This is a genomic window from Nitrospirales bacterium (assembly GCA_031315865.1).
GTDB lineage: Bacteria > Nitrospirota > Nitrospiria > Nitrospirales > UBA8639 > JAGQKC01.
The window spans coordinates 1,487,745-1,510,273 of the sequence record JALDRJ010000002.1 but is presented as its reverse complement, the minus strand read 5'-3'; the positions used below and the strand labels follow the sequence as shown (position 1 = coordinate 1,510,273).

Annotated in this window: 13 protein-coding genes; 9 read left to right on the top strand and 4 right to left on the bottom strand. The window is 44.7% G+C overall.

The window, feature by feature from the left end; all coding sequences use genetic code 11:
* Nucleotides 1–799 precede the first annotated feature (799 nt).
* Entirely contained in the window at nucleotides 800–1,795 is a 996-nt protein-coding gene (locus MRJ96_06965; protein MDR4501175.1) for a reverse transcriptase domain-containing protein, read from the top strand.
* A 164-nt stretch (nucleotides 1,796–1,959) separates the two neighbouring features.
* On the opposite strand, the gene MRJ96_06960 is transcribed toward MRJ96_06965, so the two are convergent.
* Nucleotides 1,960–2,163 (bottom strand): hypothetical protein, encoded by a 204-nt coding sequence (locus tag MRJ96_06960; GenBank protein ID MDR4501174.1) that lies wholly within the window; start codon nucleotides 2,161–2,163, stop codon nucleotides 1,960–1,962.
* A gap of 927 nt (nucleotides 2,164–3,090) precedes the next feature.
* Here MRJ96_06960 and MRJ96_06955 point away from each other — a divergent pair.
* The 3 genes from MRJ96_06955 to MRJ96_06945 all read left to right on the top strand — a co-directional run bounded on the left by MRJ96_06955 (nucleotide 3,091) and on the right by MRJ96_06945 (nucleotide 8,548).
* Nucleotides 3,091–4,758 carry a type IV secretion system DNA-binding domain-containing protein gene (locus MRJ96_06955; GenBank protein ID MDR4501173.1) on the top strand — a complete coding sequence of 556 codons (1,668 nt, stop codon included), beginning with the start codon at nucleotides 3,091–3,093 and terminating at the stop codon, nucleotides 4,756–4,758.
* A gap of 106 nt (nucleotides 4,759–4,864) precedes the next feature.
* Nucleotides 4,865–5,194: a hypothetical protein gene (locus MRJ96_06950; protein ID MDR4501172.1), complete on the top strand. Its 330-nt coding sequence runs from the start codon at nucleotides 4,865–4,867 to the stop codon at nucleotides 5,192–5,194.
* 204 nt (nucleotides 5,195–5,398) lie between these two features.
* Complete coding sequence (locus tag MRJ96_06945) at nucleotides 5,399–8,548, top strand: hypothetical protein (protein ID MDR4501171.1); 3,150 nt, start codon at nucleotides 5,399–5,401, stop codon at nucleotides 8,546–8,548.
* Nucleotides 8,549–8,695: 147 nt separating this feature from the next.
* On the opposite strand, the gene MRJ96_06940 is transcribed toward MRJ96_06945, so the two are convergent.
* Nucleotides 8,696–9,748, bottom strand: coding sequence for a hypothetical protein (locus MRJ96_06940; protein MDR4501170.1), 1,053 nt, complete (start codon nucleotides 9,746–9,748; stop codon nucleotides 8,696–8,698).
* 595 nt (nucleotides 9,749–10,343) lie between these two features.
* On the opposite strand from MRJ96_06940, the gene MRJ96_06935 reads away from it, so the two are divergent.
* The 4 genes from MRJ96_06935 (at nucleotide 10,344) to MRJ96_06920 (ending at nucleotide 14,243) form a co-directional block, all read left to right on the top strand.
* A complete protein-coding gene (locus MRJ96_06935) occupies nucleotides 10,344–11,114 on the top strand; it encodes a zinc ribbon domain-containing protein (protein ID MDR4501169.1) in 771 nt (256 codons plus the stop codon).
* A 216-nt stretch (nucleotides 11,115–11,330) separates the two neighbouring features.
* On the top strand, nucleotides 11,331–12,614 hold the full coding sequence (locus MRJ96_06930) for a hypothetical protein (GenBank protein ID MDR4501168.1): 1,284 nt from the start codon (nucleotides 11,331–11,333) through the stop codon (nucleotides 12,612–12,614).
* Nucleotides 12,615–12,722: 108 nt separating this feature from the next.
* The gene (locus MRJ96_06925) at nucleotides 12,723–13,616 is read left to right on the top strand and encodes a hypothetical protein (protein MDR4501167.1); all 894 of its coding nucleotides are present in this window, start codon (nucleotides 12,723–12,725) and stop codon (nucleotides 13,614–13,616) included.
* A gap of 93 nt (nucleotides 13,617–13,709) precedes the next feature.
* On the top strand, nucleotides 13,710–14,243 hold the full coding sequence (locus MRJ96_06920; GenBank protein MDR4501166.1) for a hypothetical protein: 534 nt from the start codon (nucleotides 13,710–13,712) through the stop codon (nucleotides 14,241–14,243).
* A 2,152-nt stretch (nucleotides 14,244–16,395) separates the two neighbouring features.
* Here MRJ96_06920 and MRJ96_06915 read toward each other — a convergent pair.
* Both MRJ96_06915 and MRJ96_06910 read right to left on the bottom strand, forming a co-directional pair.
* On the bottom strand, nucleotides 16,396–18,366 hold the full coding sequence (locus MRJ96_06915) for a bifunctional DNA primase/polymerase (protein ID MDR4501165.1): 1,971 nt from the start codon (nucleotides 18,364–18,366) through the stop codon (nucleotides 16,396–16,398).
* A 774-nt stretch (nucleotides 18,367–19,140) separates the two neighbouring features.
* On the bottom strand, nucleotides 19,141–20,298 hold the full coding sequence (locus tag MRJ96_06910; protein MDR4501164.1) for an integrase family protein: 1,158 nt from the start codon (nucleotides 20,296–20,298) through the stop codon (nucleotides 19,141–19,143).
* Between the two features lie 722 nt (nucleotides 20,299–21,020).
* Here MRJ96_06910 and MRJ96_06905 point away from each other — a divergent pair.
* Nucleotides 21,021–22,505: a hypothetical protein gene (locus tag MRJ96_06905; GenBank protein MDR4501163.1), complete on the top strand. Its 1,485-nt coding sequence runs from the start codon at nucleotides 21,021–21,023 to the stop codon at nucleotides 22,503–22,505.
* The last annotated feature ends 24 nt before the right edge of the window (nucleotides 22,506–22,529 follow it).

The window sequence follows — 22,529 nt, the reverse complement described above, 5'->3', positions numbered from 1 at the left end:
CCAGGTGCCGCGGCAAGTAGAGGATGCACTGACTCTCCACGAGTGGAGGGCGGTTGGGTGAGTACACATGGGGCAACACCGCCACATGCTGAAACCCCCACTGAATGCAGCCTTTGCCAGGCTGTGCTAAATATCACCGGAGCTTTGAAATATCACTGGACGGTAGACAGCATTTATTTGAAGGCAGAGGCAGGGCTTGTGGCGGACTTGAAAGTGGTCCCCAAAAAGGTAAACTGGAGGAAGACCCAGTGACAGGTCGTACATGCAAAAACGTGCGAGCTTGGGTCACTTCCTATCCGTCACATTTGTGTTCTCTGTTTTACTTGCTTTAGCCCAGGCATCCCTTCTCAGCGGGCCGTCTCCAGGTGCCGCGGCAAGTAGAGGATGCACTGACTCTCCACGAGTGGAGGGCGGTTGGGTGAGTACACATGGGGCAACACCGCCACATGCTGAAACCCCCACTGGTGTCTGACATCTTTGCGACAGCTGAGCTCAGGTTTGCCAGTGGGAGCTCAGCAAAGGCAAAAAAATTAAGCTCAAATCTCTATATGCAAAAGTCCATGGTCCGAAAAATTTAAGAAGTGCGTGGACTACTGTATATGAGAACGGTCGTGCTTCGAAGTGTAAGCAAACACGTGATGAAGTTGATTTATTTCAACAAAAGGCAGATACCAATCTCAACCGCATAAATCGCCTCCTTCGGCAAGAGAAATTTACTTTTCCACCATCAATCGGTGTCCCAATCCCACGACCGAGGAAAGCTCCCCGCCCTCTTGTTATATCCACGATTGAAAGCCGAATTGTTCAGAGAGCTATTCTCAATGTCCTACAGGATGAAAAGGCATTAGACCCCTATTATAAAATTCCTACAAGTTTTGGAGGAATCAAGGGAAAAGGATTAGGAGTTCCTGGAGCAGTAAAAGCCGCTTACAACTCCATAAGAAATGGGGCAAAGTACTTTATTTGCTCTGATATTGAAGGGTTTTTTACCAAAGTACCCAAAAACATAGTTCTCGAGAAGATTAAGAGTGTTATAACCGATCAGAAGTTCAACGACTTAATACAGGAAGCAGTTCAAACCGAATTAGAGAACCTTGACGAATTGGGGAAACAAGCTGATGCCTTCCCCATCTATGAAGTAGGAGTTGCTCAGGGATGCTGTCTCTCACCAATAATGGGGAATATTTTATTAGAAGAATTTGACAGTAAATTAAATGATCGTGGGGTAATATGTCTCAGATATATAGACGATTTTCTTATCCTAGGACCCAATAAGAGAAAGGTTGTCGCCGCATTCGAAAGTGGAAAACGAATCCTAGCCGAATTTGGCTTAAGCGCTTATGATCCATTTAAAGACAAGGACAAAGCAGAGCAGGGATACATCAAGAGTGGATTTGATTTTTTGGGTTGTGAGATCCGTCCAGGTGAAATCAGACCAAACCCGAAATCGAAAGAAAGACTATTACATAGTGTTAGTGAAATTCTGACCAAAAGTAAGGTAGCAATGGATCAACCAAAGCATCTGCTAAAAAAGAAGTTGACCTTAATAGAAACGTTGAGTGTGGCAAATAACGTCATGAAGGGATGGGGAAACCAATATTCATTTTGTAATGATCCAGTCGGTTTACAGAACCTAGACAGAAAGATTGATGAACTGCTTTTAGATTATTGGAAATTCTATTCAGAAAACCAAAGAAAATGGGATCGGATAGATGATGCGGTCAACTCAAGAAGATTACTTGGGGTGCATGTTTTAGAGAAGGATAGTAAACATGATCCCATCATTAAAAGATAAAGTCTCAATACTTATTAATCATTGATACGAACTTAGTTCTTCTAATTCCTACCCAGCTAGTCTCATTCATAGCTTCTTAGATTTCAGATTCCATCGCATATATAGGCTGAAATCCGAAATCCACTTCTTCATTTCGAACACCTCCTCCAGATGATCCAGAGCGCTCATCTCCTCTCCAACAACATCGGGAGGATCTCTGCCTCCTTCTGAGTCAGGTCGGGATCGGCACCCTTCAGGTCCCCCAACCTTTGCAATCGCGCCACCCGCCGGTCCAGTTCGTACAGCTGCCTCCAGACATTCTTGCTCGCCCCTTCAAGGACAGACGCATCCCTTCTCGAATCACCATCATTGTTATTTAGCTTGGTCATCTTCGTTCCCTCCTTTATATATGCTCACCACCGAGCCATGAGCTGATCAGAATTATCGACTCAAATATTACGTACTTAATAATACGTACTATGATTCTATTATCGGCCACCGGCTTAAAAAAGCTGACGCCAGATTGAAGCTTTACAGAGAAAAATAGGAACGAAGGGGATCTGAGGATAACCACCCTAGCTCTGTGGCCTCACCAGGAGCTTGGCCACCATGAGCGGCACCTGATTTTCGTAGGACGACTCCGCCGTTCTCTGAAGTTCCTCTCTGATCCATCGGTCATACCACAGGATCCAGGCTTGCCTTTCGAAATGTCGGTGGAGCTCCCTCCGACTACACTCACGGAGAAAGCACCCCCCGCCAAACAGAGGCGAACATGTGGCTGACGCCAAGTGAGCGGACCTCCATCGGACTTACGTGGGGGACGTGGAGCGGGACGAGCGGAACATGAGCCAGATCAACATGCGCAAGCTGTCGGAGGCGTCGGGCGTGAGGTTGAGCCGGGTGTTGAAGGACGTGGAGAGAGAGTTAGGAAAATAGAGAACTGGTATTTGGTCTGCTGAAATACACTATCTTGCCTTTACATCCTATTCTTTCAAATCAATTGTCTCATTTCTTAGTTTTTACTCGGTAACAGGTCTATAACAGGTTTCACGTCGGACACGGGTCGCACAAGCCGCTGAAACCGTTTGTCTTCTCTGCCATAGATCCACCGATCTTTAGTCAGCTGCTCCTAAACTTGATTACCCTCACATAATTGCTTGACAAATTGATGAAGTTTGTCAAAATCTTTTGCCGTAAGAGGTGTAACGGGAATAATAAATGAGCATGAAATTGTAAAAAATGGTCATAAGTTCATAAGATATATTTTTTATGAGATTGGGTAGCATATAGATTCAAGACCATGTAATGAAAAAAATATGTCGATTCAATTCAAGAGTAGAAAAGTTAAAGTAAAAGGTCGAATTCAAGTGGGTAGCGAATTATGCTTAATCCGCTCCCTCCCCTCAAAAACCAAACCACCAAAAGTCATTATTCGATCTCGGCCGCCAGCTAGAATTCATCCTGCCCAAGCTCGAGCACCACGAAACTATAGCGGTACAGGGATAGATCAGGAAAAGATGCAATACTCTTTAGGGGAAGCCCCTAGTCAAATCTATATCAAGGATCAGGGACTTTGCCAGAGTTATGGCATATTTGGAGTCCCGGGCTGTGGGAAAACATTCTTAATGATGCATCTTCTCGACCAAATTCTAGCATTTGAACAATCTTCAAAGACCAAGAAATTTGGAGGTCTGCTCCTGGATCCCAAAAGCGCATTAGTAGGAGATATCGTTAATAAATTCTCTAAGGTTGGGAGACGAAAGGATCTAATTATCATCAACGAGTCTTTTATGAAGGAGCATGGAGAGAAACGTAACCTCATCCACTCCTTCCTAGATCCAGATGCTCTTGGAAAAGCATTAGCCATGGCAGCAAAGAGCGCCGGAATTGGGTCTCGAGAACCATTTTGGCTTAATGAACTTGGGAAACTCTTTGGTGCAGGTCTCTCGCTGCTAGAGCTTTTGCAAGAAGAACTGAAAACACGTCCAACCTTACAAAATTTGGCATCCCTTTTCTTGGGTTATTCGCCGTCACCTGGTAATGAGTCTAAAGAGGAAGAAAACCTCCAGCTAGCATTGGACTTGGCAAGATCCCTCTCCAGTACCTTTAATGAAGATGCATTGGAACAATTTCGATTGTGTAATAGTACACTCAATCGATTTTTAGAAAATGAAAAAGATAAACCCATACTCAAATCATTTATGGATCAATGCTATGGACTATTTAGATCCAGAAAATTCGATGTATTTTCCGACGAGATCCCTCCTTCTCGCAGGCAACTGAGTTTATACGATGAAATCATCGAAAATGGTAAATTTGTACTCGTTAGTGTATCGAAGCGGAATCTCGCAATTGCTAAAATTCTTTGTACCGTAATTAAAGTGATGTTTCAGCAGCACGTGCTCACTCGTTTTGAAAGATCGGACCTTCAAAACAAAGAAAGACCTCTCCTGTTTCTTGCAGATGAATATTCAGATGTGGCTACGGAATTGAAAGGGGAGAGTATTGGAGATAGTAATTTTTTTTCGCTAATGCGACAATTTGGCTGTATGGGCCTTGTCGCAACTCAGAGTATCCATATGCTGAAAAACTCTGGACTCGAAGATGCGTGGCAGGGAATTGTCTCGAATATGGCTGCAAAAATCTTCATGCAAGTCGGAGATCCTGAAACTGCTGACTTGGCCTCAAAATTGGTAGGAGAAAGTGAAATACTTTTTAAAACATTCGACGCGACATATTCGAAAGATGGTGTAAGCCAAAATGTCAAAAGTGAAATCAAAGATAAAAAAGACCTCCCTACCCGCGTGGTTCTGCAGACGCTGTCGCGAGGTCAAGCGGTCGTAGTCGGTTCTCTCAGTGCGCTTGTTGAGAGACCTCAAACGTGGTTTGTCCATGTGAGGGGAAAAAACTATAAGGGACCCAATCTAGCCCTCAATCGTAATACGTCATTAAGAAAAGGAGTTAAATCCAGTACCGAAACATAGTGGCCATTCCTAACAAAGCATTGCACCACTTGTCTGTTCACATCCATAAATTGAGGAGAAACGGGTCTCACGAATTCAGAAGAATCATAAGAAAGAAAAAGAGCGAATGGATATTGCAATATGTAGAAATTGTCGTCACTTTCGAGAACGTACGCCTGTCAAGCCTTTTCGTCATAACGACTACCATACCCCAGAAATACTGGAAGAGGTGGTGAAATGGGAAGAGGAACAAAATAAAAAGGCTTTGTTGGAACAACAGCGGTTCGATCGTGAGGAAGAATTTGATTATGAACCAATAAACTATCCGTGGTGCGCACGTTGGACGACGAAGGAAAATAGGAGAGCCATAGACCCTATTTCCGGTGAAAAAAGGCGTATCTACATTTTATGTGCACGCGCCAACGCCAATGGAGATTGTACTCTCTTTGAGGAATAGACCGCGGGTGATTTGCTCTCAAAATGTCCTTGCCTAATTACGATGTTTTGTCTGACAACTGTAGAAGGTTATAGTCATTGTCTCAAACATGTTTCCGCTGATATGCAATCTGCATTCTAATCGTAGGCATCGTCTCCACATGTAGTATTCAAATTTAACACTCATGCCTTTATAACTAATGATCTTGCGAGTCAAAGGCATAAAATGCTGGACCGAAAACTAAGAGCAAGTCACCAGGAACTTGCCAAAGAACGACAGAAAAATCCTGATTCAGGGCAGCAGAATATAAAGCGTCCCAACATCATTGCCCAACTACACCAGGATATCCAGCAGACAGAAAAGAATCTTTTCGATCGATTATCCAGAGTCGCTGATAATATACAAAATCTACGCCTCGTACATGAGCAACACGTCACAGCCAAAATAGACCTTGATGAGCGCATAGCCAGGGAACAACATAATACTTTAGAGCAATCACCAGCACCACAGGGCGCTCGTCGAGACGAAATTGCACAAGGAAGAGGGCAAACCAATTTACCGGAAGACCAAGTGCAGTCAGTCTTTACCCAGGACCAGCAACCCGATCAGCACAACTCTCGATCTCGTGAGCACCTACAAGCTCAATCAGAACACGATCGGGTTAGTGCGCAAGGTCAGAAGCACAGGGACATACGAACGTCGTCAGTCACTCAACAAACGAAAATTCTTACTCAGGGAGGGCGGGAGCGTCTGGAGCAGTCCAAAACACCACGGAGAAATCGAGACCAGATAGCCCAGGAATTTCAGCAGAAGTCAAACCAGGCTCAAGTTCTGGCTGCCCGACAGCGATCACTAATTCATGATCAGAGTCGCTCTCAGCAGCAATTGCAGACACTTGCAAAGCGCAAAGACAAGTTAACCCGTGAACGGCGTCAGATGGAGAAACAGACGCACACATTAACCAAACGCCAAGAGACCCTGACTCAGAAACGACACCAGGTAGAACGTCTTATTAAGGAACTGAAACCCCAGCTAAAAGAATTGTCGCGAGCACTGAAACAGGCACTGCAACAGACTAAGACTTTTGCGCAAGAAGAGAAGGGTTTGACACAGGAGCAGCATCAGAATGGGCAGAAGACTAACACGTTGACTCAATGCCAACAGTCTGTCTCTATAGAACGACAACGTGCTCAGCAGCAGACTAAATCACTCACTCAACAGCAAGATGTCCTCAAACAAAAAAGGCGACAAGTTCAAGGCGAGGTTAAAGCTATTGCTCAAAGGTATAGAGCTGTCACTGCCGAGGTGAATCGAGTCCAACGTCAACTAAATGTCCTCTCCAAACAGCAAAAAACTCTCACCAGAGAGCACCGTCGCGCTCAGAACCAAATCAAGGCCTTTGCGCGAGACCCAGAGGTGTCACTTCAAGAACAGCAACGAGCCACGAAAAAACATGAATCAATCGCTAAACAGCGACAATCGCTTAACAAGGAACAAAATAGAGTTCAAGAACTCAAAGCCAGGCTAATTCGTCAACAAAAAGGTATTCAACAACAACATCGCCAAGTCCAACGACAGGTCAAAGTACTTACCCAACAACAGAAAGTGCTCGCCCAGAAAAAACGGCAAGTTCAGCAGCATATTAAAGCATCTGCCCAGCGTCAAAAAGAGCTTACCCAAAAAAAACAGAGATTGTGGCAGCAGACCAAGGTCTTGAACCGGCGTCAGAAAGTCCTCACTCACGAAAAGGGACAACTCCAAAACCATATCCGTGATTGCACAGACAAAAAAAAGGTTCTGACCCAACAACAGGAGCAAGCCCAACAGCAGAAACACACGCTTAACCAACAGCTATCAGAACTAAGACAAGAACAAATCAAAACAAAGCGTCGTGATAAAGAAATGATCGCGGAACACATGACCCTCACACAGGAGCAACAGCGACTTGAGCAACACCTAAAGGACCTAGCAAAAAAGGAGCGAGACTTAACGAATTTGAGTCGTCAGTATCAGCGAGAACAACAAATTGAGAGTGGGTTGCTGTTACGTTTTGAGTTTGCACAAAAGCTCAAAGAAATTATTGAAGCTATTCAAAGACCGCAATATCAGAACTTCGGTCCCATGGTTAATGGACTGTTAAAGGCCATGACAGTTCCTGGCCGTGGAGAAATAGGACATGTAGAAGAACATTCTGCTCAGGGGCTTGCCCAGAGAGATAGAATGGGTAAACGGCTGGATGAAAGTGAGCATGGATTGTCAAGGAAAGTTCTTGAAGCGTTGACAAGGGATCCTATTTCACAATTGAGCGATTATCAGGAAACCCATTACCGCAATGACATGACTATTCGTGTAGAACGCCCGACAGCAGTCCATAAAACTGAATCCGGTCGTGGTCATGATGATCTAGAAATTGAAAGAACCAAAAACGAAGCCGACAAACCGAGGGCCAAACGACTTGCCCACTCAGATCAGCCTCTTGATTATGGCAAAGATATAAGAACCTCGAGCAGAACAAATTTTGACCAAGCTGTAGACTACACAAGGTCTTTAGCGACCGAGGAAGCCAGAAACCGTCAGCAGTTTGGTCAAGAAGGCAACCTATTTAGCCTTTTTAAGGGTTTGGAAGCTGGAAAACGCCTTAAAGCATCTAGCTACAAAGTAAAGGATGTTCATATTGAAGAGAGCAAGAATGTTCATCGACGACAAATGCTCAATACGGGCCGTGAGTTGTCAAAGGAAGAGCGAGAATACTTTCGCAGGGTGCAAGATGTTTTAAAGCAAAAGCGTGAATCACCTTTGGAAACAGCTATGTTGTCCTTTGTTCGAGATAATCAAAAGAACTTGTCGATATTTATAGATGAAACGGGACTTCAAACAGCTGACTTGAAAAGTAGCTCTAAACTTCAATTAGGCACAAAAGGCCATCTCTCAGAATTGTCTCATAGGAAGGGGCTGAATAAGGCATTACATCGTAATCTCGGGCTTGACCTGTCTCACTCGCGAAACATCGCCCAAGCATTGGTCAGGGAACAGTTAAGATTGGATCAACTCTATACCAAGAAGAAGTCAATGCCTCCAGGGCTCAATCTTGGCCAGCGTCTTTCCATGAGAGAAAAAATTCTGACCCAGGCACAAGTTGTTTCTGAAATACAAATGGTGCATACCGGTATCAAGCAACTATTTTCAAACTTTCTGAAGGGAGCAACACGTGAACGCACGAGGCAAGCTATAGGTGAGCGTTCCTTGGTCAAAGATGCTGAAAAAATTGGGAGAATCCGCAGATCAAAAGAAGCCATGGCCTTTCAAGAAAGAATGACGGAATTAGAGTTAAATCTAGAGCAAGCAATGGACAGATTACTTGAGGAAAAGACGTAAGATTGTGATTGTCATAGAGATGGAGTTAACTGCTTGCCCTTCTGCAGAAAAAGTAGACCAAGCAGAAGTAGAAAAAGATGGTCTACCGCAACCCTTCAACCTTTAAGGGGCATTACATCAGAAAACTTCACATATTAAATGCTTATGCTAGGAGAGACTTACAGTTGTAGATATATATTCGCGGCCGTTAAATTTATAAACCTCCTTTTCTATTTCACTTTCATCAAGCTGAGAAAATTTTTGAGCATAGGTAGAATCCAATATTTCTCTATCCTCTATCTCTTCTTTGAGAAAGAAATCCTTACTTCTAACTATGATATCAAAATAATCCTTCCCTTTTTCCGGGTCAAAACTTATCTTAGAATATCGATATCTTTCACCAGTTAAGAGACCAGCTGCCACCTTGAAATATTTAAATACTTCTTTGTAATTCCCATTAATTTCTGCAAATAGTCGCCCAGTTTCATACCAACCTCCTCTAAGGAAAAACTTATGCTCTAAAAAAACTCCATAATTATCGGAACCGATTTTCAAAACACGCATTTGTTTTGGAGGATACCCCCTATCACCAGCCAAGAAAGTCTTATGAGTACGTACGCCCCAATACCCATTGTTATTATTAGTAAACTTTACAATGTTTACCTCCCCCATACAAGCTTCGCAGGACTGTCCCATTATAAAACCAATCCCTATGACAACCTTCCCTGATGGTAAATCTAAGGGCCAAAAACTATCTACATGAGATAAGATCTCGTAGGTACCATCCTCGTCAATATCATATCTAGCATCGTTGAAATCACTTACAGCCATCCATTCCTTCATGGCTTTACTAGCTAAATCTTCATTCCACTTTTCAAACAAATTTTCTTTTGGGTTTTCCCAGATCCTCTCAAAGGATTTTTCTAGACTTTTCTTTTTAATTTGTTGGTCGGAAAGTGAAGATTTTTCTATACTTCCTGTCTTATTCGGTTTGTTGGAAAGTCTCGAAATTTCCTCAGAAATTTCGGCTATTTTATATTCGTTCTTTTTGGATTTTCCGATTACATCTTCATATATAGCATCAAATAAATAATATGTACTTAGAGTGGCGATAACTACGGCAATACCCATTAATAGCCAATTTTTTCTGAATGTATCCGCAAAAAGAGATCCACCAGAAATAATAAATGCAATTGATAATAAAAATATCTTGAATGACATTAGACTGAGGAAAGTTCTACGTTGTTAGCTATAGCCACTATAGAAATAACAATCTACTTTACCTTCTTGTCTTCCACGTAGGCACATGCGTCTCTCTTACAAATCTTGAACCCCAATTACATACACAAAAATTTTTATTTTACCTAATGAGTGATGACCAAACCGAAAGTCATTTGGATGAGCGCTGTATAGGAAAAAGTTATAGCATTTGTTTTTAATTCTCCCTGAAAGAGTGGAGTTCTTTGGTTGACTATGACACCAAGTTAATGGTCCGGAATAATGGGACTCTTCCACACCAAGCATTGCAGTGCAAAAACCTTGGGCATTTCTTCGGATACTACATTACACAGATTTCTTTGCTTCTATCGAGCACTATAGAACACTAAATTTTTGGGATCTTAGGGATATGTGTAGTTCTCTTGCCTAGATAGTACATTTTGAGTAAGCTGCCGATGAAACATCGCTCCATTATTTTAATAGGGTGTATATTGGCAGCTCAAGGCACTTTATGCATTCTATGCGCTGGTACATGTGTAGTTAAAACACTAGAAACATTTGTCATGTTTCCAATGAATTTTCCCTGGTGATCTTCTTGATGGTCTGTACTTACTGTCAAACTCGCTTACCTGAAGGTAGTAAGTTCTGCCATGAATGTGGCAAGGCCTATCATGCTCTGTCCCCAACACACTGTAAAAATTGCAGGACGCCATTTGAAGGAGATGAAAAGTTTTGCGGAAATTGCGGGACAGAAGTGCTTGCGGAGGGTTCATCCTCATCAGTTAGTGGTCCGGTTGAATGCTATGACTGCCGACATTTTCGACCGAGCACGTCTGTATGTCCTCGCTTACCTCGTGGTGGTGGTACTCACGTTCAGAAAGAATTACTCAACATTAGCAATGACGAGAAAAAGCAACAAATCGCAGAGGCCAAACAAAAAGTAGCTTTGATTAAAATTAATCAGAAAGCTTGGGGATTTCGTCCAGTCATGTCAGATTTCTGTGCGGCGAAAAGCCAAGAAGAAACTTTTGAAATTTGTGAGGTCAAGAATAGAGCCAAGGACTGCCTCGATTTTCACCTAAAACAAGGGAAAGTTGTCGATTGTCAATACTGTAACAATCATGTGCGGGCTGGAAATCCCTTCAGCATACTTGATGGCTTGCCCAACAATGAGATACACACCAAAATGTTGGAAAGTCTCGATGCCGAGTGGGCTGTTGAACTATCGAGAATTTATCACAATAAAGGGAAGAGTCGAACAAGGCCACGTTGGCATGCCCATTGCCGCTATCATAGTACTGCAGATGAGTACGTTGCACTTCCCTATCCCAATGTGCATAAAGATTGCGCGTATTTTGATCCAGAATAAAGGTCAGATAATTCGATCGAGTAAAAAGGTGAGTGCTTCAAGGAGAAATTACTAATGTCCGCCATCCTTCACTGTCAACATTGTCAGACGAAACTTCGTAAGACAAGTAGATTTTGTGAACAATGCGGACAACCCGTTAAATCTCATAAGGTGATTCATTGTCCCCAATGTCAACATCCACTCACAGGCCATGAAAAATTCTGCAACCAATGTGGAATGTTGCTTTCAATCAAAGTCAATACAAAACCTAAGGAACGGAGTCTCCAAAACCTGAAAAGACCTAAGACGAAATTTGATACAACCTATCGACGAAGCCAGGCCATCCGAATTAAATTGGACTTTGAAAAGGTGCTGGCTCGCGTAATTAAGGATCATTCCATTCAGCCGTTTCGAGATTTTCTAAGTGCCATTCGGGAAGAAAGGAATCAAGAGTTTGCGGAGGAAATTGAGGATCGCCTAATTGCTTTTCAGCTTGGTGTCTCTTCTGGAGTCGTTAAAAATATAAATGGAACATTGCGAGATCTGCTTCCGCATGATCGCCTTAAAGCCGCGGAAGGCAACCTAAAACAAGTAAGAAAGGGTAAAAGCATAGGTATTCTGTGGAAGGCTAAACAGGGACTAATTGGGAAAATTGAAAATGAATGGCCGTACACTGCTGCAAACTTCGACAGAGTTATTTGGAATAGTGACGCATTTGCTGCAACATTTGAGATGAAGAGTTTTGAGGAGAGACTGTTGCAGACCATGCGCCAAGAGTTTTATGTCCTTCGATTGCTGACATCAGTCAGGAAGACATTTTTGCACGATGAGCAAATTCGACTTGAAAGTGATTTCTACCCCAAGGCTATGAAGCCTAAACTCCAGAGGTTATTTGCGAATTTAGAGAGACGGTTAGACAAAGATGAAGCTCAATACAAGAACAAAGGGTCAGAGTTTGAAGTCCAAATAATTTTCCAAGAACGTATTGGTGCCCTAACAGATAAGACGGTGGCGGATAAACTTAAAGAGGTCTCCAATCAGATGGGAGTCCCTTTTCCACTTAATTATGAACCGTTAACAAAAAGGGCGAAAAACCAATTGAAAGGTTTTTTAGAATGGAAAGATCAAGATATTGGTGAAAGTATAAGCTTCTTTGAGGGTCGCTCGGAAAACCTCAATCAACAATTGGAGGTGCTCTGCCCTAACGATGTTCCATTGGTGCGAAAAGGCCTTGAGCCAGTATATGGCATGTTGTTGCTTGCCCATCGATACGTGACAACGGTACTGAATTTACTTTATCGAATGCAGTGCACTGGAGACTCCAATAATCCCATACCACAATTTCCCCACCGATCAGTTCAAAAAATAAATCTTCCGAATATGCGCGATCAACTGAAGAAAATTGATCGCGAATTAGAAAAAGCTTTATTCGAAAAAGCGTGGAGTTTTCGCGATCCAGTCCCCCATCATCTTATCTCTGGTGATGGGACATGGGGAAAAGGCGTCATTAGGGGCCTCTAATACCCTCGGGAAAAATTTCTATGAATAACATAGTGTATTCATTCTGATGTGAAAGAATAGATTTCTTGATAGTAAATCATGAATTTTTCACAAAAAACATAAATCGTAATGAATGAACCTGAAGAAAAAACGCCTGGCGCGAGCCGTATGGTCATATTACTAGCAGGTGCTATTGCTACTTCAGTTGTGGGATTTTTTGTAGACCACTATATGGAGGACCTGGATCCGTTGGGTTCAAAATCAAAAAGAGAGTACAATGCTCCTATGAATATTGTAGAACCTGAACTTCAATATGAGGTGCGTGGTGAGAGGCCCACAAATCGTTGGGATAAGCTGTCGGCATGTAGTACGTTTCCGACGCTCACTAATTCAGATTTAATATACAAACCAGAGAAGTGTCCGGAATGGTATAGAGTTGCTACATTAAATACACGTCTTTTTTTTAGCAAAGGGATTCCGCCAAAAGTTTTAGGAGGGTATAAGGGCGACAAAGACATAATGTATGCCGTTAATGACCCAGTGAAAATTTTGATAAGAAACGAAAAGTTCAAACCTATAAAAAACTTAAATGGTAGGGTCTCCTTTTTAAAAACATCCAAGAGGCTGGTTACTGGTTTTGAATATTTACGGAGACCGGGTACTGTATTAATACTAAGGATCAAACGAAAAGAGTCGGAGAGTGCAAACTGCACTTATGACAAGGAGATTCTATGGAATCAATGGTTTGCTCACGACAATAGCGACCTCTTTTTGCATCTTGAGTGCCCCCTCCTCAACAAAGATGAATTTGTTGAATTTACGATCGAAGTTGTTCAATTGAAAAAATTCACATTTGGGGATTCTGATCCATGGTATTCCGAAGGTAAAATTCAATTAAAAGCTGAGGGAGTAACTATTAATGAAAAATTTTTTATTAGATCCCCACATGAACGCGATGCCCCCAACTACCTCGAAAAGCCCTATAAAATGGGTGATCTCGTAATTCCTCATAAAGAAAAGTAAATTAGCGTTTGTAGTCTGCATAGTTATCAATCCAAGCTAGGTTTTAGACAAATTCTTTAGCAATCCCTTTCCAAAAAAATTTAAAGGAGAGTAATGACAAAGAGCGCGGAGTTACTTAAAGCAACGAAAACGGATTCTTTCAAGAGTGGTCAAATAAAACCAGTAAAAGCATGGCTTGCATCTTATGTACGATATGGCATCGGGTTCATACCAGTGGGGGACGGAACTTGGCTTAGTCCGCCTTGCAACCCGAAAAATGGCAAATTAATCTGGGGACAGAGCGGATCGTACCCAATTAGTCAATTATGGCAGATTCCTAGCGAAGTTTTTGCAACTTTCTTTCGGCGAGTTCGTAAACTATTGCTTATAAATCGGCTCAATAGATTTTTTATTGGTCTTTCAGTATGGGCCCTTGTTTTGGGGAGCAAGACGCAGTTAGGGTTTAATAAATCAGACCTGGCCGTAGGCGTGGGGTTATTCTTTTTCGCACTTTGGCTCGCCACGATACTTCCACTCATATTTTATGGACGCCGAACAAAACAATTTGTTACCTCATCATTAGTACCTGTACAATCAAATGATTCGGCTTACCATGAAATTGGGAGTTTTAATTTTTTTCTGCTCTAATAATTTTCTGTCTTTCTTTTGTGAATTTCACCTCTCTACTTTTTCCTAATGAAGCCGATGTAGGAGCGCAGCTGAATGAGGATATTGTGGATGAGGCAGAAGAAAGAATTGTTCCACTCCTCATGCAAGTAGAAACTTCTCCTTGGACCGTATTACGAGCAATTATTCATGCAATTTTGGGAATACTATCTATGCCATTGATTATTCTCGGATTAGTCAACGCTCTGCATGCGATGCCGCAAATACCGGTATGGTTACTTTTTGTATTGTGTATTGGAACACTTTTATGGACATCTTCGTACCTTTTCGGAAAGAATCAAACATAGAAAGACAAATGTGCCGACATAGTGAGTGGGCTAGCTGTCAAGCAAAGTCGTACCTGGTGTAAATTGGGTGGTGAGAAATCAAATTCTCTTGTCCAAAAGTTAATGCTGGGTATCACTTGAAGAACCTGTATGCTCAATTGCACTTACTACATATTCACTTGACGTAGAAGCATACATAGTGATTGCACTTCGAAATTAATACTCGAAACCTATGCTTGCCCTCGTAGAAATATAGACGAAGTATATGAAAAAAGATTTCCTCCCGTAAGTAGAATTTCTTCAAAGATACTAATGTTCTCCTTCTTTCATTTCCACAGTAAGGACGAAACTCTGACATTGAGCCGCCCTACTCCCTACTCATTAGCAGGCTTCAAAACAGGTTTCTAGAACCTGGCATTTGATAAAATGCCCAAAAAACATTAGCTTTCTCTAGGTGCGACCCCCTGATTCCCGATCAGTGGATCTGATTTCCAAATAAATTATGACTTTTCTAGTTGAGCCCCCTACCTTCTAAAAACATCTTACCTTTGAGTATCCTCCCCTAGCCGTCAATAATCACCTTTGAAGAAGACCTCGGTGTATCAAGGGTGTCGATGTACATGCCGATTCACATAGTAACGCTTAGAGAAAATCGGTAAGTCAGGTAACTCAAAGGAAAGGAATATCAATGTCACAAGGCAAGAAAAGTGGGCAAGTCGCTAGAGCCTGGGGACTTAATACGGCGCGTAAAATCGCGATAAAAATCGGTGCCACGAAACCGCAGGGAGTCAGCAACGCATGCATCCACCGTAAACGACGCGTTGCCATCAAATGTGCGAGAAGAAAAAATCGCAAAGTCGAAGTATCTTTTCATATGCTCCAAGAATTGGACTTTGTGTATGGAGCCTTTTTCCCAAAAGATCACATCTGTTTTGTATGGAAACTACCCGCCAAAGATTTTAAGGAGCTGGCAACGCCTAGAAACATAAGACAGAGCCGAGAGAAAGTTAGGACAAGAGCCCAGATTAGCAAGAAAAAATTCGAAAAGTATGGCGCCCTAATCTATCTAAGAAATTCCCGATCTGGCTTATCCCGTCAATACTCTAACGGGAAAAAGTAGATTTCAGATTCCACTATTCATCTGCATCCGTTAAATCTGTTTTCACCGTTGGACAGGGGACGATTGTTGGTCGTGGGGGAGCCACCCCATCCCTCATGTCCTTATGAGAAAATGTCGTCGAGCATTAGCAGAAAGAAGGCTCCTGAAGAACCTGATTCAAATTGCACACGTTTTAAAACGCTGAGGGCCTGAAGTCCCCGCACGCGCGAGACCCATCCGCGTTTGCCAACCGTACATGGGAGTGCGCTTACTTTTGGTAACGCGTTTATTACTTTCGTCTAAAAGAACTGCCCAGAGGTGGCCTCATTACGTAGGTTGCAGGCAACTGTCTAAAATGATAGCTCCGAATCTCAGCCAGATCGGCCCCAGTGGATTCCAGGCGATAGAACAGATGCCTGGGACAGGGCGGGATGCCTAAAGTCCGATGTGGCCGATCCGGGTAGAATAGAGGAAGGTCCGACCAGACCAGAGACGTTTCAACTTCTATCGCTCTCAGTTTTCAGATATCTGAATCACTTTCCGGCGAGGTGGATTTCGGATTTCGCTGCATATATAGGCTGAAATCCGAAATCCACTTTGGCCCCATGAAACCATATTCGATCTGAAGAGGCGTAAGCCCTTGAATCGGTTAGGATTTCAGACGAAATCTGACAGATGGAATCCGCCCGATCTGCTATTTCTAGCATTTCCGCATTAGAACTGAGATCAGCGCCTGAGAAGTAGGTGTTCACGCCAACAGGTCGGAGATGTCTGCATCCGTCTCTGCAAAATCCCTTTCATAGCGAATAGTCTTAACCCCCTGTGGGTTGTCTGGATCAGGTTCGATCCATAGCGACCCGTCTTCGAAATCGATAGCATTGTGCTTGCCTTCGGGGATCATCTTTTTGACCTTGCGATACGCATCTCGAATGTTCAGGTCCTCCTCAACCGACTTGACGAACACGCCCTGACCCCGGCCGTCATACTCCTTGGCCTGCCGGAGGATGCTAGTCGTCTCGTCGTCCATCGGCCGTTGAACCTCTCTGAGGATCAACGAGTCTGGGAACTCCCCTCCTGGGTCAACAGTGACAACGTGTGGTTCCAAGAACATTCGAGTGCGGTCATCAGCTTCTTTCATCTTTTGGCAGACAACTTCGATCGATGATTCTTTCTTCACGGTCTTGAAGATAAAGTCCGCCGCACCGATGAGCGAGGTGTGCCCCCGAGCCCCCTTGCTGACATCCTTGCCAAGGTGATGGATGACGAGCACGGCAGCACCGGTCAAGTCGCGAAGTGAGAGACAGGCTTTCACAAATGATCCCATATCGTCCGGGCTATTTTCATTACCGGACAAGTAAACCTGCACGGTGTCGATAATGATGAGTTTCGGATTCCGTGATAGGGTCAGGATGTCTTCAGCCAGTTTTCTGACTTCCCCACCCTGATTCAAGTGTGATCCCCCGACCTGCAGGTAAAAGGGAGGTTGGGAAACGGAATACCCGATGTGTTGTTCCCACGCCATCGTTCGCAGGCGGTAACCGAAGGCACTCTCGCCGGCAAGATAAAAGGTGTCGCCCTGTCGGACGGGGCGACCGAAGCACGCTCTCCCATTGGCCACACAAAGCGCAGCGTGAAGGGCAAAGAATGATTTGAACGTGCCAGGCTCGCCGACCAGCATGCCGAAGCTGGACTCAGGGATCAAGCCCCCGATCAACCACGATAGGGAAGGTAAATGCTTCAGTAACAAGGTCGTCAGGAACCGAGGTGGTATAGAAGGATGTTTTTCGGATTGCTCATCCCCATCCTCAACTTTGTCGAAGTCCGCCATCGGAGAGAGAACGCCAGGGGGCTCCGTGCCGTACCTGTAGGCACTGCTCACCTTCTTCTTTAGATCTCGAACTTCCCAAGGTGGCTCGCAGCCGTCGTTCCAGTACTTTACCAGCAATTCAAGACATTTCGACTCGGAGATACCGAAATCTTTGACTTGGCATATGGTCCTATAAGTGTGCAAATCTCCGCCCTCACCCTGTATAGCCGGTGGATGCGATTTGAGAAAATCTATGGTCCTCGCAATTGCCAGCTCCTCGTCGAGGGGAACGATTGGGTCCAAAGGCTGAGCGTCACTCGTCCTGTTGAGCCGAAGGTCAACTCCTTGTCCTCCTCCCTCATTCGAAGTGCATAACTCAACAAGCCACTCGGGGGCTTGGGCTATGGGATGCTCTGGATTGATCCACGTATAGATTCCCTTCTCCGTCTCAGATCCTGGCGCCACGACCATGCCGCCGTCACCACGGAGGTCGATACCCTCACCAATCATGCGGCTGTTGAAGTTGACCTGATTCTTGATCGGAACAGATCGATAAAAGAACAGGTGGCGCCCACCGGATGCCGTTCTGACCTGCCGCGTCTCAGGCAGGGATTCGTAGAGCAATTCAAGCAGAGCGAAGGCCTCTTCCCCATTCCGTTCATCTTTCATGTCAATATCCAGCACCACTAGGTTCGACGGACCGGTGGCAATGCCGATGTTGGCCTGCGGCCACTTCGTCCACCATTCCCTGATTATTGCTGGATCGTCGGTCGCTCGTTCCTTGGATCCGCCCCTCGCCCAGCGGACGCGCGGCTTGTTCTTCGTACCTTCACGAATAGGGAAGATCTTGAACCCCATGGCGGCGAGGGTCAGTGCAATGTCGAGTTTCGTGTTTTTCTTGACGGTCATCATAGTTTGCCTCCTTCCCTCAAACCCTATCTTGACAGTCTGGTATGAGGGGATGAATTTCGGATTGTGGATTGATCAACTTTTCTAAACGTGAACGCCGTTGGTTCAGTGATTTGTTCGGCATTCAGATCCTTTTCTTTTTGGAAGAATCCGTAGCACTGGCATCAGGAAAAACTTTCACTGGCCCATCCCCCTCTGCGGACCGGCCGGCCATGTAGTTCTCCAGATCCCTGAGACTGTATCGAATGTGTCGTTTTACTCGAACATAGGGAGGTCCCTTCCGATAATGTCGCCACATGGCCAGAGTAATCTCGGCGAAGCCCAGAAAGTCAGCGGCTTCTTTCGCAGTCAGAAAACGATTGGAGTTTTCGGGGTTACCTCTAGCCAATGAATCAACGGCATCGGTATCTTCAACGGAGGAATTTTTTGGATTTTTCGTTTGAAGATCCCCACGTTGTGAGCGGATTGGAGGATCCTGTGGGGAGGAAGATTGATCAGGAGGGAGAGGTAGCGACCGCCCTGCAGGAACGCGGAAGGAAGTTTCGTGAGCTTTTCATTGAAAGCCCTCCTATTTTTAAATGTGAGTAATACCAACCTCGTCTGAGGTCAGAGACAACAAAGATGAAATCAATGTTTGCTGGTAGCACCTCCTTGTTGAGAAACACAAGCGAGCCGGTACAATCATCGCACCCGGTTCTCTTCCTTAAGATGTACCGAAGTATAAGTCACTTTGTCAAAAGAGAATCATGAACAGCAAACAATATATAACAACCTATATCAACGCATAAGATCAGGGGCAGGATCGAGGGCGTCCAGCAGGTAATTCGTCATCTTTTCCTGCTGGAGTTTGAGGTGCTGCATGAGGGCATCTCGCGTAATGTAGCCATAGGACACGTCCCGGAGTTTGTGGTTCAATAGCAAACACGTTTCGGTATAGGGGATGCCAGCCTCCAGTGCCAAGGTGCGATAGCTGTGGCGGTACGCATGGGGCGACGGCAGTCCGTGCTTCTTCGGTTCTTCGACATGGCCGGAGACTGAAGTCGAAGGAGACACCCAAGGGCTGGCTGAAAACAAGACCTCATTCTGTCTCCGTCGCTTCTTGAGCAGTTGCACCAGAAAACGACTGAGCGGCAGGGTGAAAGCTCGCACCACACCACCCTTGGGGTTAGGGATATGCACCGTGGCCTTCTTCTCGTCGAACTGTTCCCACCGGGCGCTACAGGCCTCGGACCGTCTGAGCCCCGTGAACAACAGGAACATATGTAGGTCACGAAAGATCGGTTGCAGGCGGTCAATTTTTTCAAACCATGTTGGTAACTCTTCCCGGCTCATCGACCAATCCCGTCGGGACTCCTTGTTGAACGACACCGCCACGGCGGGGTTGGGGGGCAAGGTGGGATCTTCCTTCAACGCCCGGTTGTACAAGGCTCTGAACGTGCGGAACGCCGCATTGGCCGCATAGGGTCCGCGTTTCTCTGTGAGCGCTTCGTGCTTCTCTCTGACCGCGCGGCGGTCGTTGCCCAACTCATCCAAAGGAACGGTCAACCACCCCTTGAACTCACGGGCGAGATGTCCACTGTATTCCTTCCTCGTCTTAGGCGAGAGTGTTCCGTTCTTTTTATAGAGTTCCCAGGCATCGGCCAGGGTCAATGCGGTGGACCGGAGCGGAGCCGTCGGATCTTCGCCTCTGGAGATCGCCGCCATCAGTTGACGTGCCGAACTCCTGGCTTCCCGCAACGACATCCGGTCGGTCCGGCCAAGGGTGATCCTCACGCACTTGACTTTCCGCTTGTTCCGCCATATGTCGCCCTGAATGGCGTAGCTCTTTGACCGCTTGTGGCAGAGCACCATGAGCCCCTTGACCTCGCTGTCCCGAACGGCCTTTCCCCCGAAGGGCAGGGCCCGAACCAGTGCCTCTGTGAGTTTCTTTGCCATAAATCTTATATCCCACCTACTAGGGATATCGGGACAGGATGTTCCCCTTCAATAAGTATTCTCGGTGAGTCCTTACACAGTATTTAATCGTGCAAGCCTTGAGATGCGAATAACCCAGAAGGGCTAGGAGCAGTATCGATAGAAAATTTATCAGGAGGATATTGTCTAGAGATGGATGGAATCGCTGGAGTTAGCTTCAAACCCACTTGGTTCCCATGCGTTTGGCCCCATAAGAAAAGTTTGATGTGAGTTGCTATTCCGAAGCTATGCCATACCATTCAAAAAATTAAAAAGAAGCCTTGAAGCTAATTGACTAGAAATGGGGGAAGTCTTCCCTTAGGGGAAACCTTCGCCAAATTTGCGTCTTTTACTCCAGAATTTTGTGAGTACACTGTAAAACGAGCACAGAACATGTTCCAGAGAATGTACCGAGGTAGTGCCTCCTTGGTTCGATTTTCAAATGATGAGAGCTGGAAAGAATTGAGCTCAGAATGAGCGCTCGGAGGAATTTATTTAGATCCCTGCTAATCCAGAGTGCATTTGAATGTGGAAATAAATATTGGAGAAACTCCTTGACATTTAACTCACTAAATGCACGATATTGGTGACTTTTAAGTACATAGTGAGTGCTGTTAATGAGTAGCAATAAGTATATTGGAAAAAGCTAGAACCTTATTTATGGAACGGAACATATACCGGATTGGTAAGAGGGAGGTGGATTCATGTCTAAAGTAAAAATTAGAGATCTGGTAGTCATCTTACCGGGGATCATGGGTAGTGTACTTGAGAAAGATGATCGGGATTTATGGGAAATTTCTGGGCAATCGATTTGGGATGCGGTCACATCTTGGGGTTCGTCATTACATGGGCTAGCCTTACAACAGGATGATTGGGAAGTGGATGACCTCGGCGACGGCATCAAGGCAACGCGTGTTATGGAGAATTTCCATCTGGTTCCAGGCTTAATCAAAGTTGTTGATGGGTACACACACTTAAGGCAACTGTTTCGAGAGAGCTTTGAAGTCACTCCAGGGACGTTAGATGGCAAGAAAGAGGCTAACTACTTCGAGTTCCCATACGATTGGCGACGTGATAATCGTGCAGCAGCTCGTCAACTGAAAACACTCATTGATAAGAAACTGCCTGAATGGCGTGAAAAAAGCGGTGCAAAGGATGCGAAGGTATTGCTTATCGCTCATAGCATGGGTGGATTGATTGCTCGCTACTACTTGGAGAATCTGGAAGGAGAGAACTGGCGCAATTGCAAGGCCTTAATTACGTTCGGCACTCCCTATCGTGGATCAATAAAGGCACTTAAGTCTTTGTCTCATCCTTATAAAAACCTCTTTTTAGATTTAACTACAGTAATACGTTCCTTTAATTCACTCTACCAGTTATTGCCAATTTACGAAGTACTGAAAGACGGTAGCAACTACAAGCGAGTTAAAGACGCAGAAAGTATACCTGGTGTGAATAAGGAGTGTGCTATAAAGGGGGATGCTTTTCATCGAGAAATTGAGACTGCGGTTGAAGCCAATCGTAAAAATGCGGCATATCATGAACAAGGATACAAGATCATACCAATAGTGGGATCTCGACAACCGACCTACCAATCTGCTGAACTAACAAATGGCAAACTTACTGTGAGCCACGCAACCCCGGACATAGTGTCTGATTTTCTTTGGGATGGTGACGGGACTGTGCCGCGTGCTTCCGCTACTCCATTAGAGTTATCGGATGAGTACAGTGAAACTTTTTTTGCGGAGCAACACGGAGCGCTTCAGGGAAACACTCAAGTACTTGAACAACTGTATGAGCGAATCAAACAGATGCAAGTAACTAGTCTTGCTGCAGTTCGTGAGCCAGAACCTGCCCCTAAGGCCCAGGAGCATCCAGCTCTTGGGCTCGAAGTTGATGACTGGTATAGCCAAGGAGAACCCGTTGAGATTATCGCCAAGCTGGTAAATGCCGAATACTACCAAAGTCCAATTATCGTTGATGTGAAATCTATGACCACCGATTTAAAAGATGTACGTCTCCAGTTAAAGCAAACAAAATCAGAAGGCGGGATATCCACTTGGAGAGGCACTCTTGAAGACTTATCACCTGGCACATACCATCTCAATCTTAGAGGGAAGACACTAGGTCCCCTCGATCCCCCGCCGGTCCAAGATATATTCGAAGTCGGTGCAAACACAATCGACTGAGTCATAGAGCAGGAAATGACATAG

Excerpts from the sequence above, each read along its gene's own strand:
- MRJ96_06950 (MDR4501172.1), top strand. The coding sequence starts at position 4,865 with ATGGATATTGCAATATGTAGAAATTGTCGTCACTTTCGAGAACGTACG.
- MRJ96_06920 (MDR4501166.1), top strand. The coding sequence starts at position 13,710 with ATGACAAAGAGCGCGGAGTTACTTAAAGCAACGAAAACGGATTCTTTC.
- MRJ96_06940 (MDR4501170.1), bottom strand. The coding sequence starts at position 9,748 with ATGTCATTCAAGATATTTTTATTATCAATTGCATTTATTATTTCTGGT.
- MRJ96_06955 (MDR4501173.1), top strand. The coding sequence starts at position 3,091 with ATGTCGATTCAATTCAAGAGTAGAAAAGTTAAAGTAAAAGGTCGAATT.
- MRJ96_06905 (MDR4501163.1), top strand. The coding sequence starts at position 21,021 with ATGTCTAAAGTAAAAATTAGAGATCTGGTAGTCATCTTACCGGGGATC.
- MRJ96_06945 (MDR4501171.1), top strand. The coding sequence starts at position 5,399 with ATGCTGGACCGAAAACTAAGAGCAAGTCACCAGGAACTTGCCAAAGAA.
- MRJ96_06925 (MDR4501167.1), top strand. The coding sequence starts at position 12,723 with ATGAATGAACCTGAAGAAAAAACGCCTGGCGCGAGCCGTATGGTCATA.
- MRJ96_06960 (MDR4501174.1), bottom strand. The coding sequence starts at position 2,163 with ATGACCAAGCTAAATAACAATGATGGTGATTCGAGAAGGGATGCGTCT.
- MRJ96_06915 (MDR4501165.1), bottom strand. The coding sequence starts at position 18,366 with ATGATGACCGTCAAGAAAAACACGAAACTCGACATTGCACTGACCCTC.
- MRJ96_06930 (MDR4501168.1), top strand. The coding sequence starts at position 11,331 with ATGTTGCTTTCAATCAAAGTCAATACAAAACCTAAGGAACGGAGTCTC.
- MRJ96_06910 (MDR4501164.1), bottom strand. The coding sequence starts at position 20,298 with ATGGCAAAGAAACTCACAGAGGCACTGGTTCGGGCCCTGCCCTTCGGG.
- MRJ96_06935 (MDR4501169.1), top strand. The coding sequence starts at position 10,344 with ATGGTCTGTACTTACTGTCAAACTCGCTTACCTGAAGGTAGTAAGTTC.